The 12,059-nt window shown below is 35.5% G+C and carries 12 protein-coding genes and 1 tRNA gene; 10 read left to right on the top strand and 3 right to left on the bottom strand.

The annotated features are described in order from the left end of the window. Nucleotides 1-4: 4 nt before the first annotated feature. Complete coding sequence (locus tag ABMA76_RS10880; protein WP_392911175.1) at nt 5-1,147, bottom strand: aminotransferase class V-fold PLP-dependent enzyme; 1,143 nt, start codon at nt 1,145-1,147, stop codon at nt 5-7. Nucleotide 1,148: 1 nt separating this feature from the next. Beyond that, nucleotides 1,149-2,243: a tryptophan 2,3-dioxygenase family protein gene (locus ABMA76_RS10875; protein ID WP_392911177.1), complete on the bottom strand. Its 1,095-nt coding sequence runs from the start codon at nt 2,241-2,243 to the stop codon at nt 1,149-1,151. 100 nt (nt 2,244-2,343) lie between these two features. Here ABMA76_RS10875 and ABMA76_RS10870 point away from each other — a divergent pair, with 100 nt between their 5' ends. From ABMA76_RS10870 to ABMA76_RS10830, 9 genes are all read left to right on the top strand, one after another. Continuing rightward, nucleotides 2,344-3,306, top strand: coding sequence for a heme A synthase (locus ABMA76_RS10870; protein WP_392911179.1), 963 nt, complete (start codon nt 2,344-2,346; stop codon nt 3,304-3,306). After that, nucleotides 3,306-5,057, top strand: coding sequence for a heme o synthase (cyoE, locus tag ABMA76_RS10865; RefSeq protein ID WP_392911181.1), 1,752 nt, complete (start codon nt 3,306-3,308; stop codon nt 5,055-5,057). The genes ABMA76_RS10870 and cyoE overlap by 1 nt, the downstream gene beginning before the upstream one ends. A 77-nt stretch (nt 5,058-5,134) precedes the next feature. After that, nucleotides 5,135-5,941, top strand: a complete 807-nt coding sequence (locus tag ABMA76_RS10860; protein WP_392911183.1) for a cytochrome c oxidase subunit II — start codon at nt 5,135-5,137, stop codon at nt 5,939-5,941. A 29-nt stretch (nt 5,942-5,970) separates the two neighbouring features. After that, nucleotides 5,971-7,710, top strand: a complete 1,740-nt coding sequence (locus tag ABMA76_RS10855) for a cbb3-type cytochrome c oxidase subunit I (protein WP_021267663.1) — start codon at nt 5,971-5,973, stop codon at nt 7,708-7,710. A 5-nt stretch (nt 7,711-7,715) separates the two neighbouring features. After that, nucleotides 7,716-8,297 carry a heme-copper oxidase subunit III gene (locus ABMA76_RS10850; protein WP_392911185.1) on the top strand — a complete coding sequence of 194 codons (582 nt, stop codon included), beginning with the start codon at nt 7,716-7,718 and terminating at the stop codon, nt 8,295-8,297. A gap of 10 nt (nt 8,298-8,307) precedes the next feature. After that, complete coding sequence (locus tag ABMA76_RS10845; protein ID WP_392911188.1) at nt 8,308-9,186, top strand: c-type cytochrome; 879 nt, start codon at nt 8,308-8,310, stop codon at nt 9,184-9,186. Nucleotides 9,187-9,196: 10 nt separating this feature from the next. Next, nucleotides 9,197-9,883 carry an SCO family protein gene (locus tag ABMA76_RS10840; protein ID WP_392911190.1) on the top strand — a complete coding sequence of 229 codons (687 nt, stop codon included), beginning with the start codon at nt 9,197-9,199 and terminating at the stop codon, nt 9,881-9,883. 22 nt (nt 9,884-9,905) lie between these two features. After that, a complete protein-coding gene (locus ABMA76_RS10835; protein ID WP_392911192.1) occupies nt 9,906-10,190 on the top strand; it encodes a cytochrome C oxidase subunit IV family protein in 285 nt (94 codons plus the stop codon). Nucleotides 10,191-10,210: 20 nt separating this feature from the next. Continuing rightward, the gene (locus ABMA76_RS10830) at nt 10,211-10,387 is read left to right on the top strand and encodes a hypothetical protein (protein ID WP_392911194.1); all 177 of its coding nucleotides are present in this window, start codon (nt 10,211-10,213) and stop codon (nt 10,385-10,387) included. Between the two features lie 706 nt (nt 10,388-11,093). Here the strand turns inward: ABMA76_RS10830 and ABMA76_RS10825 are convergent. Further along, the gene (locus tag ABMA76_RS10825) at nt 11,094-11,669 is read right to left on the bottom strand and encodes a peptidylprolyl isomerase (RefSeq protein WP_392911196.1); all 576 of its coding nucleotides are present in this window, start codon (nt 11,667-11,669) and stop codon (nt 11,094-11,096) included. Between the two features lie 175 nt (nt 11,670-11,844). On the opposite strand from ABMA76_RS10825, the gene ABMA76_RS10820 reads away from it, so the two are divergent. After that, nucleotides 11,845-11,920: transfer RNA gene (locus ABMA76_RS10820), tRNA-Ala, on the top strand. Nucleotides 11,921-12,059: the final 139 nt, after the last annotated feature.

Below are 12,059 nucleotides of genomic sequence, written 5' to 3'. Positions count from 1 at the left end.
TTTCCTAACCAATATTTTTAATTATTTTAATAAGTTTAATTATATCATCACTATCTTGATAAATACTAAATCCAAAACGTAAAATATTTCGGCGATAATCAACATTTACATGATTCACCTTAAGGTTTGCTGCGTACTCTTCACATTCTTGTGATGTTGAAAATTTGAAAGCTATAAAATGACCTCTACTTGTTGTCGTCACGATTTTACTTTCTAATTTTGTTCCTAAGATACCAGTTAAGAAATCTATTTGATTTTTTTCAACGTGAGCATGAATGTCACGTACAGAAATGCTTTCTTTCTTCCAAAGGTTCAATACTGCATTCATGCGATAAATTGCGGTGAAATCCATCGTCGATCCAGCAAATCTAAATCCATCATTACTAAAAGGTACTTTATCTTCACTAAAATTTGTTAGATCTCCCATTTGCGCGAACCAACCAGTATTCTTTGGTGTAAGCATTGTATTTTTAGGAGATATGAGAAAACATGACCCTTCACCGGAACCACAGTATTTATAACCGCCGGCCATATAAAAAATACGATCTTCAATTTCTCTGAGATCAGTAGGAAGTGCCATGAATGCATGATAGGCATCAATAACAATTTCGGCTTTTGTATTTATTGCTTTTACAAATGAGACGAGATCTTTAATTGCAAATCCAGAATTAAAAAATACTTGGCTAATAAAGATTAAATCATATTTATCAGTATTTGCTTTTTGAATAAATTTTTCAATAAAGCTCTCATCATTAGTATTTTCAATTTTAGTAACGTCAAAAATACCTTCTTCTAAAAGACGATTAATTTGGCGATCAAATGAGTAGAATTCACTATCAGTTGTTAAGATCTTTGCACCATGAGGCAGGGCCGAAAGAATACGGTATGCAAGCTCATGTGTATTTGGTGCAAATGTAATCTGTTCTGGTTTTGAAATATTTAAAACGTTTGCAATATTACTTTGTAGTTGAGCAAATTCATTTGAAAAAAACTTACTCCATTTCTCATCAACAAACTTAGCACTATCATCCCAGTATTTAATTTGCGCTTCTCTTGTGACATCTGGCCAGTAGTGATGAGAGTGAGCGGCAAAGTGAAGCTTTCCTTCATTTGCATTTAGAAATCTTTGAAAATATTTTTTATACATACTAATCTCTGTAATTAAAGTTCATCGCTGTTTTTAATTTTTCTGGAAGAACCGGTCTTTGGGATCTTGGTATAATAAAAGTTGAAAGGTTAAAAAGATCGATAAACGATCTATTATTATCGGCTGCATCTTTTAAGTACTGATGCCCCGAAGATCCACCAGTTCCAATTTTTGTTCCAAGCATACGATGTGCCATCAGAGCATGCTTATAGCGCCAAGTAGTAAAGTTTTCATCAATATCCATAAGGTGAGCTAGCACTGTGTATGGAAGAGTTAGTATTGGCTCATCTCGATAAAGAAGAACAAATAGTGCATTAAGGGTAGCTTTTTGAGAAAGTCTTCTCTTTCCCTCTTTTACTAATTTATTATATTCATCCGAATTAAACAGAGTTTCAAATGTATCTCGTGTACTTTGAAGATTTGCCTTTTGAATCTCTAATGCCTTTGGTGGAAGAGTTGCCATATTATCTAAGACTGTAAGCTCATCTCCACATAGCATATCTTCAACACATGACTGGTACTCACTCCAAAAATCAAATTCTGCATTAAAAGTGAATGGCATTCTTTCTAGCCACTTTTCAAGGGCCGAGAATAAAGTAGGCTCTTTTTCAATTTTTAGAAGTCTTTGCTTATCTTGCTCGTTCAGCCTTCCAAGGAAATATTCACGATCTACTTCTTTTCTTTGATTTGTCGACAGTCCCAATAGGATCTCAATTTCTCTAAATTGAACGCTTTGGAAACCTGAGGCAGGAACTAATAAATCCCTAAACTCAAGAAAGTCCATTGGAGTCATTGTTTCCATTACTTCCAATTGTCCCAAGAGAAGGGTTTGAACTTTTTTTATTCTCTCAAGCCTTGAGCAAACAGTTGAAAGAAATGATTCTTCAACTTTATCTACCGAGAAAATTTTTTTTATCGAGTTTAGCTCGTGAAGTATTTGTTTAAACCATAATTCATATACTTGATGCACAACAATAAAGAGTGTTTCATCATGCGCCTCGTCTCCATATTTTTTAGAGAGAGGATTTTGCGTATCGAGTAATTTATTCAGTTCTAAATAGTCACCATAATAGACAGGTCCGTGATTTTTGTGCATATTGACTCCTAATATAGAAATACTATCCCATCACTTTGAAATTGAAAATTATTCATATTTCTAGTTGGGTTAAGAAAGTTGAAATCAAGTTGAAGTTGAAATGGAAAGTTCTAAAAAGTTACGATTCAAAAAGTTTTTGCCTGTAGTCATAATCACTGTTTTTGCACTTATTTTAATTGGAGGGATGGTCAGAAGTACTGGAGCCGGAATGGGCTGTCCAGATTGGCCAACTTGCTTTGGTCAAGTTGTTCCACCTACTAGCGTTGATCAGCTTCCAGCTGATTATCAGACTCGATTTGCAAAACCTGGCCGAATTGTAGCAGTTTTTAATCCTATTCATACGTGGACTGAGTACTTCAATAGGATTGCCGGTGTGTGGACAGGTATTGCTTCAATTATCTTATTTGTCCTTTCATTTGCTTATAAAAAAGAAAATAAGAAAGTTGTTTGGCTAACAGGCCTTGCTCTATTCTTAGTTGTTTTAAATGGTGGTGTTGGAGCAATGGTTGTAAAGTCGCACTTACATCCTGGAGTGATTACAATTCATATGCTTTTAGCGATATTTCTTGCGTTCGCACTTGCTCATTTAAGATATGAAGTGACGGAGATTAAGTTTCTTCGTAAGCATAATGTTGACCGCTACAAAGATTTCTTATGGGTTCTAGTTGGCCTTGTTGTGATACAAATTGTTCTTGGAACACAAGTTAGAGAGCAAATTGATTTAATTACCAACACAGAGCCCAATTTAGCACGCTCTAATTGGGTTGATCGCCTTGATATGATCTTTTATATCCACCGCTCATTTTCAATTCTAATTCTTTTAGGCTTTTCTTATACGCTTAGAAAAATCATGGAAGAATTCAAAGATAACTCTTTTGTCCAAAAGAAGTGTATTTCTATTATGTTGGTTCTAATTGGTGTCATCACTGCAGGTGTAGTCCTAGCTTATCTGGCATTTCCAGCATTTGCTCAGCCTGTTCACTTATTATTTGCAATTTTACTATCATATTTTATTTATGAATTATTAATCATCCTTAAAAAATCTCAAGAAGCGGAGCTGTAATGTATCGTACACTTGCCTTCATCAATATCTTATTAACATTAGGTTTAATTGTCATTGGTGGGTTAGTGAGTGCGGACTTCACTGGCCTAGAATGTACTTCTTGGCCAATTTGTTATGCAGCGACTGTTGATAAGTCATCAATATATCCAATTCTTCACAGAATATTTGCTGGAATTATTATTGTTTTAAATACGTTTCTCTTTATAAAGCATCCAAAAGAGAAGTCTGTTCGTTTAGGCTTATTTCTTCTCGTTCTCCAGTCACTTCTAGGTGGGATAAACTTTATTTATAAATTACCTACTTTAGTTAGTGTTTTTCACCTAATTTTAAGCTTTGCCTATATTGCTATTTTTTCTCAGCTTTTTTATCCTACTGTAGAAAAACAAGATCTAAATTTAAAAGGCTATTCACCTTCGGCAAAAGACCTTGTTTTTATTATGTTACTCATTGCTTTTATACAGTTTTTCTTTGGAGGAATTGTTCATCAAACGGCAACAAAAGATGTGTGTGGGCTAGGGGATAATATAAACATTTTATGTCAGACGGCAGAGGGTCTAAGTTTTTGGCCTTCAACTGTAGCTGCGCAAATTCATTCTCTTCATAAATACTTAGGAGTTCTTTTTCTAGGCTTCTTACTAGCTTTTCTTTTTAATATCAGAAAAACAATTTCACTCTTACACGGAAAGGCCTTAAAGCAATTTTCATTACTAACTGGAAGTTTAGTTGCTTTATTTCTTATTCACTTATTTAATGCAAAGAGATTGTTCTTACTTACTGATACAACTTACTTTCAAGTACTCCACCTGCTTTTAGCAGTTATCATTACTCTTAATCTTCTATTCTTATTCCAGTGGTTTAAACGCTTTGAAGAAATATATTTTGGTGGGTATAAGCACACAGTTGCAAGTGACTTATTAAGTTTAACAAAACCGCGTCTTGGCCTACTTGTTGTTTCGACTATTGTTTCGGGAATTCTTCTAACAGGACAATATATCGATTTCTTCTATTTGATTAATGCATTAATTTTTTCAATTTTGATCGTGATGTCAGCAACGACAATTAATTGCTACATGGAAATTGAAGTTGATTCAAATATGGTCCGTACAAAAGATCGCGCTCTTCCTGCTGGGAGAATTAAACCGATTTACGCCGTTATTCAGGGGTGGATTCTTTTCATCCTTGGATTTAGCCTAACATACTTATATGTAAATAAAGTCACTGCATTGCTCGGTGCGTTGGCATTTTTTTCTTACCTTTATGTGTATACGCCAATGAAGAGAAAGAGTCCTGCTGCGTTATTTGTAGGAGCACTACCTGGTGCAATTCCTCCAGTAATGGGGCGCACAATTGTGACAGGTGAAATTGATGGTCTAGCGATTTTATTGTTTGCAATACTTTTTATTTGGCAGATCCCGCACTTCATGGCGATCTCAATTTACCATAAAGATGACTATAAAGAGGGTGATATTAAAGTATACCCCCATACCTATTCAGTGGCCAAGATGAAGATCTGTATTGCGCTTTGGACATTTTTACTAGCGCTAGTTGCTATTAGTGGATACTTCTTTGGTCTTAATTCTAAGAACTTTTTTATCGCCTCTTTGGTGGTGAATGGCGTATTTTTCGCGCAGAGTTTGCAAAGTTTTTTTATTCATGATGAGCCGAGTTATGTAGCTTGGGCCCGACAATATTTTTGGGGTTCTATAATCTATTTACCACTCTTGCTATCATTGATGATTTTCCTTAGCTAAATCGTGGAAAATGTTATAAAAAAGGGTTAAAATTTATCAATTCAAATTAATAAAGTATTTCAATAGAAGGAAGGTCTATGGGATTTTTGACACCTGTTTTAGCTACAGTTGTTAGTACAACTTCTAAGCAGATGAGTCTTTGGGAAAGAATGAAGCCACCTGAAGATATCTCTGTGCACGGTCACTTAATCGATTGGTTATTTGGCTACACTACTTACATGAACCTCTTTTTCTTCGCATTAGTATGTGCAGGATTATTTGGTTTCTCTTACTTTTATTCAGCAAAGAGACACCCGAAGCCTTACTATACTTACGGGAATAAGAAGATTCATATCATCATCGCGACTGTAATCGGTCTATCGGTATTCCTTGGAATCGATATGAACATTACAAGAATGTCGAATGAAGACTATGTAAATGTTTTTGCTAAGTGGCCAAAAGAGGACGAGAATCCACTTCGTATTCAAGCACTTGGTCAGCAATGGGCATGGCACTTTAGATATGCTGGTGCAGACAATGTTTTCAATACTGAAGATGATGTTGTTCAGTTAAATGACTTAAGACTGCCAATTGGTCGTAAAGTTGTTATTCAAGTACTTTCAAAAGATGTAATTCACTCACTATATTTTCCAAATGCTCGTCGTAAGGTTGATGCAATTCCTGGTCGTTTAACTCGTCTATGGTTTGAACCAACTAAAGCTGGTACTTGGGATATTGCTTGTGCAGAGATGTGTGGAACATATCACTATAGAATGAAAGCTTCTCTTACTACTTACTCTCAAGAAGACTATGCTGCTTGGATTGCAGAGGCTCAAGAGAAAGCTATTCATGAGAATGACCCTGAAAACCCTGAATTATTCTGGGGTTGGAAGTGGCAGTACTAATTACAAGATAACTTTTAGGAGAATATAAAATGGCATTTTTCGAGCAACATATTCACTCAGAGCCAAAGACTTTCATCTCAAAGTATATTTTTTCTTATGATCACAAAGTGATCGGAAAACAATTTCTTTGGTACGGAATCATCGGCCTTGGTTTAGGTGGGATGATGGCCCTTATGATTCGCTGGACACTAGCGTTTCCTGGAGAGGCATTCCCAATTTTAGGTAACTTACTTTTCCCTTCAACAGGAGGAGTCGTTCCACCAGATACGTACGCGATGCTTTTCACTATGCACGGTACGATCATGATCTTCTACGCTATTACACCAATTCTAATTGGGGCGTTTGGAAACTATCTTATCCCACTGCAAATTGGGGCAAGAGATATGGTCTTTCCTTTACTTAATATGCTTTCTTTTTGGATTGCAGCTGCTTCAGCGTTAATCCTTGTTGCATCTCTATGTTTACCATTAGGTGCTGCAGCAGGTGGTTGGACTTCATACCCAACTTTATCGACGCTAATTGGTTCACCAGGGGCCGGGCAAACTCTTTGGACGCTTGCTCTTTTCCTTCTTGGTGTTTCTTCTACAATGGGTGCAGTTAACTATATTACTACGGTTATCGTTCTTAGAGCTCCGGGGATGGGATACTTTGATATGCCACTATCTGTTTGGGGTCTATGGCTAACAGCTATTCTAAACGCGATTTTCCTTCCAGTTCTTGGTGCAGGTCTTTTACTTCTATTATTTGACCGTGTTTTTGGAACAACTTTCTTCCTAGCTGGTGCTGCTGCAACGACTGGGACAGGTGATCCAATCCTTTACCAACACGTATTCTGGATTTTCGGTCACCCTGAAGTATATATTCTAATTCTTCCAGCATGGGGGATTGTATCTGACTTACTTTCTTTCTTTGCAAGAAAACCAGCATTTGGTGCGAAGGCAACTGCGCTTTCAATGACTTCGATTACAATTCTTTCAACAATTGTATATGGTCACCACATGTATACGACTCAAATGAGTCCACTTTTAACTCAAACATTCATGACTCTTACTATGACGATTTCGATTCCATCTGCAATTTTCTTTGCAAACTGGTTAGGGACTATCTGGAAAGGGTCGATCAAATTTGATACTCCAATGATCTTCTCTCTTGGTGTTGTATTCGTATTTGGTCTTGGTGGTCTAACTGGTCTATATCTAGCAACAGTTACAACTGACCTTTACCTACACGATACATACTTTGTAGTTGGTCACTTCCACTATACAATGGCGGCTTCTGTTCTTCTTGGTGGATATGCAGCAATTTATTTCTGGATGCCGAAAATGTTTGGTAAATTCCTAAATGAATTCTGGGGTAAGGTACACTTTTGGATCACAATGATTGGTCTAAATGGTGTATTCATGGGAATGATGATTGTTGGATACGCTGGTATGCACAGACGTCTTTACAACCCATTTGTTTACGAATTCATGGAAAGACTGATCCCAATTAATGCATTTGTTACTTACTCTGCATTACTTATGGGTCTAGGACAGATTCCTTTCGTAATCAACTTTGTTTACACAATTTTCTTTAAGAAAGAAAAAGAGCCAGTACCTAATAACCCTTGGAATGTAGGTACTCTAGAGTGGACAATTCCATCACCTTCACCAGTTTATAACTTCAAAGAAGTTCCTGTTGTTAAGTGTGGACCACACGAATTAGGAAATCCAAATCTTCCAGAAGGTAAGGACTTCCAATATCAAACTGAAGAATTAGTTGAGGCGTAATTAGAATGAACCAGGTAATGTCGAATAAAGAACTAGAAGCGAGAAAGATTACATCATCAATTGCGATGATCGTCTTACTTGTTTCTTTTACAATGCTCTTTGCTTCAATGTTACTTGGTTATTCTGTTTATCGTCTAACTGTCGATGTATGGCCACCTATGGGAATGCCGAGAATACCTCTAACAATCCCAGTGGTTAGTACAATAGTTATTGCGTTAAGCTCTGTGACTCTAGTGTTGTTTGAATCAGCATTCAATAAACAAAACACTAAGGCCATGAGACTTTACTACGCTCTAACATACTTATTAGGTCTGGGTTTCATGTTTGTTCAATGGGAACTTTGGAACTCAATGGCCGCGATGGGACTTCAAGCTTCTGGCGGAGTTTTTCCATCACTATTTTATGCACTAACTTGGACACATGCTGCGCATATTGTTCTTGGTTTAATTGCACTTGTTTTTCTTCTTCCTGTATCAATCAAAGGCTACAGTATGGAGAAGGTAACTTGGGTACAGAATGTATCTAAGTTTTGGCACTTTTTAGGTGTCGTTTGGTTAGTAATGTTTATCGTTATGTTTGTATTTTAAGAGGATAGCTATGAAGAAAATGGCATTAACTTTAACAGCAATGTTTACAATTTTATCTTTGGTTTCTTGCCAGGAAAACCACTTCAAAGAAGATAAAGTATTCGCAGGTGGCCTCTATGTTGAGAAAGATGTTCTTAATAGAGGGAAACAAATTTACACTGAATACTGTATGCCTTGTCACGGTGTTAACGGTGACGGAAAAGGTGTTGCAGCTAAGGCAATGAAAGTTCCACCACGTGACTTTACTAAAGGTGTCTTCAAATTTGGAGAAGTTGAAGCGGGAACTCTTCCACACGATAAGCACTTATACAAGATTCTTGAGAAAGGTCTGCATGGAACAGCAATGCTTCCTTGGGACTTAACTGAAGATCAAATGTTTGAAGTTGTTCAATACATCAAGACTTTTGCTCCATCTGTTTGGGAAGGCAAAGATAAAGAACTTGGTAAACAAGTAACTCTTGGTAAAAACCCATATGGTGTTGCTCACGTTCAATCAGCAATTGAGGAAGGTAAAAAAGTTTACCACTCAGATGCAATGTGCTGGTCATGTCACAGAGCTTACGTTCCAAAAATGGAGTTAGCACAGTTAACAGGTATGAGTGAAGGTGACTTCTCTGATGCTGATTATCAGTCAAAACTTCAAGAAACAGAGTGGGGATTCAAATCTCTTCCACCAGATTTTACTTGGAACACAATTCGTTCAGCAGATACAGTTGAAGAGATTGCTCTTCGTTTAGCTGCTGGTGTTGGTGGTACGGCTATGGCCGCTTGGAAAGGTACTCTTACTGATGACCAAATCTGGGCAGTTGCACACTACGTAGACTACCTAAAGAGTTTAAAAGATACAGAAGCTCGTAAAGAGTTAATGGATCGTATAAAAAATCAATAAGAGTTATATTATGACTAGTTTAGGTATAAAAAGATCAAATTCTCTAATCGAAACGCTTGTCTCAAAGAAGGCGTTTTGGTTAGTTTTTGTTCTTTATTTCTTTTCTGTACCTTTTTTCAAATCGGTTTTCAGAGAACTTCCTCCTGAGCTACCAGTCGTAAAAGAACTGCCGGCCTTTTCACTTACAAATAGTTTTGGAAAAACATTTGGATCTAAAGAATTAGAAGGACGTGTTTATATTGCGAACTTCATTTTTACAAATTGTCCGTCAAGCTGTCTTAGACTTACGGCCGAGATGCAAAAAATTCAAAAGAGAGTAAGAGGTTTAGGACAAAAAGTTGCTCTCGTTTCATTTACTGTGGATCCTGAAACAGATAATCCTAAAACGCTATTCAAGTACGCTAGGAAACATCAAGCGAACCCTTATATTTGGACTTTCTTAACTGGAAAGACTGAAGATATGCAAGCTACAATCATAGACGGCTTTGGAACAGAGATGGGAAAAATGCAAGAAGTCGAAGCTAATGTTAATGGTGAAACGGTAACAATGTTTGATATTGCACACTCTGAAAAACTTGTTCTTGTTGATGGACATGGTAAAATTAGAGGTTATTACGATTCAACTAGTAAAGATATTAATAAGCTAATGATTGATCTTGGTTTATTAGTGAATAAAGAACAATACTTAAAAAATTAATTTATTATAAATGGAGAATAAAATGGCTGAAGGCGCACATCATTCACACAAGAAATTATATATTTTTATTTTCTTCGTTCTAACATTTCTAACAGTTGTGGAACTTATCATCCCTGGGATGACAAATATTGCAAAGTTTTACCGAGATAGTGCACTCGTTCTTTTAGCTTTAGGAAAAGCTTTCCTAGTTGCTTACTATTTCATGCACTTAAATGAAGAAACAAAGTGGACTCGTTTTATTGCTGCAATTCCTATTTCAGCTGGAGTTTACGCTACTGTGCTTATTTTAGAATCAATGTTTAGATAATAAGACAAAAAGGAGTTTGTATGTCTGAAAACACAAATACGACTACGCAACAAGAAGTACCAAGTAAAGAACCATTACCTGTAAAAGACGGACAATTTACTGCAAAAACAAGTTGGATCATTGGATTCTTAATTGTTGGGCTCCTGATTTTAAAAACATTCATTTATACAAAAGATAAAAAAAGACACGGAAAATAAAAAAAGCCTGCAATAATTTGCAGGCTTTTTTTTAACTAGTCGCTATTTCTACAATCAAATCTCTAATGCTTATTCTTTCTATTCCAATTCCATTATGACCAAAATAGTTTTCAAGTTTTTATTTTTGATCACCTAATATTACAGGTCTATGTTTTGTAAAAAAATTAATCAATTCTTCATGATCTTTTAAATATGTTTTTTATTATTAAAAAAAAGAAAACTAATAATCGAATATAAAAAATTACTTTCTTTTAACGTTTGTTGAGCTTGGTTTATCACAGTACAAATTAGTTTATTCTCACCTCATTGTGTAATAGGAAAGTCTTTTCAACATTCTTATATTCTTTTTATAACCATAATTACCTACACCTAAACGATGTAAAAACAATTCATCAATCGTTGCTTTTTTTACATTCAAATTTCATACAACGAATAAAAGTAGATAACTTATTTTCTCGTTTTTTTATTTCAAACTGAATTGCGTATTAGTGCGCAGTAATCGTTTTCGTTAAACTATAGATAGGAAAGTTATCACTTTTAAACTTAGTATTAACGTTGTTAGCAAGTAACTTAAAACATTTATTAGTTCGATATGAAAGGCGATAAGGACAGTTTAAATTATTAAATATTATTTTAATTTTTTTATTCATTTATAATAAAAAAGCCTGCAAATTGCAGGCTTATGTAATTCATATAAAGATATAAATTATTCTATGTATTCAATGCTAATGATTTTATCACCCTTCTTAACTTTTTTTAAGATGTCTAAACCATCAACAACCTGACCAAATACAGTATACTTATTATCAAGATGCGGAAGTGCTGTTAGAGCTATATAGAACTGAGAATCAGCACTATTTTCATCTGTTAAAGTACGGGCCATGGCCATAGTTCCGGTAACATGACTTATATTATTAAATTCTGCTTGGATCTTTTTACCAGAACCACCGCTACCAGTAGCTGTAGGATCACCGGTTTGAATAACAAAGTTAGGTATTACACGATGGAATGATAAACCGTCATAGAATCCACTTTGGATTAGCTGGATAATACGTGCAACAGTATTAGGTGCCTTTTTTGGGTAAAACTTAAACGTAATATTCCCATGAGAAGTCTTAATAATACCTTCTGATTCAGATAATCCAGTACGATCTACATTTATTTTAAAGACATCGACCTTTTTGTCCGATACCTCTTCCTGTGTTTTTATATCAGTGTTCTTAGTACATCCAATAAAGATGAAGAGAAACATGGATATTCTTACAAGCTTTACAATAGTCATTATTTAAAATCTCCTTTTCTAGTGAAATTATGATAGGAAATTAAAAAAAATGCAAAAAAAGTAAAAAAAAAGAAAAAAGTGTGTTGACATATGAAACGAGGTCACATAAATTACGTTTCACCTTGAGAGATGAACGAAACAAATCACTGCTTAAAACAGTGAGAGTTATCTTTGTGGGCGTGTAGCTCAGTTGGGAGAGCACCTGCTTTGCACGCAGGGGGTCGCAGGTTCGACTCCTGTCATGTCCACCATTTATTTCAAGAGGCTCTTTAACATTTTAATATAGTATAAAAGATTTGCTACTTAGGTAGCAAACAAGATGAGAAGAAATCCAAAATAAGTTTTAAACGGTTTTTGAAAGATCTGACGTAACTGAATCATTGAAGTTAC

The sequence above is a fragment of the Halobacteriovorax sp. ZH5_bin.2 genome (assembly GCF_043196375.1).
In the GTDB taxonomy this organism is placed as follows: domain Bacteria; phylum Bdellovibrionota; class Bacteriovoracia; order Bacteriovoracales; family Bacteriovoracaceae; genus Halobacteriovorax_A.
The sequence above is the reverse complement of the archived record's forward strand: the minus strand, read 5'-3'. Positions and strand labels throughout refer to the sequence as shown.

Bases quoted from the DNA above. Each gene is read 5' to 3' on its own strand.
- cyoE (WP_392911181.1), top strand. From the start codon at position 3,306: ATGTATCGTACACTTGCCTTCATCAATATCTTATTAACATTAGGTTTA.
- ABMA76_RS10835 (WP_392911192.1), top strand. From the start codon at position 9,906: ATGGCTGAAGGCGCACATCATTCACACAAGAAATTATATATTTTTATT.
- ABMA76_RS10860 (WP_392911183.1), top strand. From the start codon at position 5,135: ATGGGATTTTTGACACCTGTTTTAGCTACAGTTGTTAGTACAACTTCT.
- ABMA76_RS10855 (WP_021267663.1), top strand. From the start codon at position 5,971: ATGGCATTTTTCGAGCAACATATTCACTCAGAGCCAAAGACTTTCATC.
- ABMA76_RS10880 (WP_392911175.1), bottom strand. From the start codon at position 1,147: ATGTATAAAAAATATTTTCAAAGATTTCTAAATGCAAATGAAGGAAAG.
- ABMA76_RS10845 (WP_392911188.1), top strand. From the start codon at position 8,308: ATGAAGAAAATGGCATTAACTTTAACAGCAATGTTTACAATTTTATCT.
- ABMA76_RS10850 (WP_392911185.1), top strand. From the start codon at position 7,716: ATGAACCAGGTAATGTCGAATAAAGAACTAGAAGCGAGAAAGATTACA.
- ABMA76_RS10840 (WP_392911190.1), top strand. From the start codon at position 9,197: ATGACTAGTTTAGGTATAAAAAGATCAAATTCTCTAATCGAAACGCTT.
- ABMA76_RS10825 (WP_392911196.1), bottom strand. From the start codon at position 11,669: ATGACTATTGTAAAGCTTGTAAGAATATCCATGTTTCTCTTCATCTTT.
- ABMA76_RS10870 (WP_392911179.1), top strand. From the start codon at position 2,344: ATGGAAAGTTCTAAAAAGTTACGATTCAAAAAGTTTTTGCCTGTAGTC.
- ABMA76_RS10830 (WP_392911194.1), top strand. From the start codon at position 10,211: ATGTCTGAAAACACAAATACGACTACGCAACAAGAAGTACCAAGTAAA.
- ABMA76_RS10875 (WP_392911177.1), bottom strand. From the start codon at position 2,243: ATGCACAAAAATCACGGACCTGTCTATTATGGTGACTATTTAGAACTG.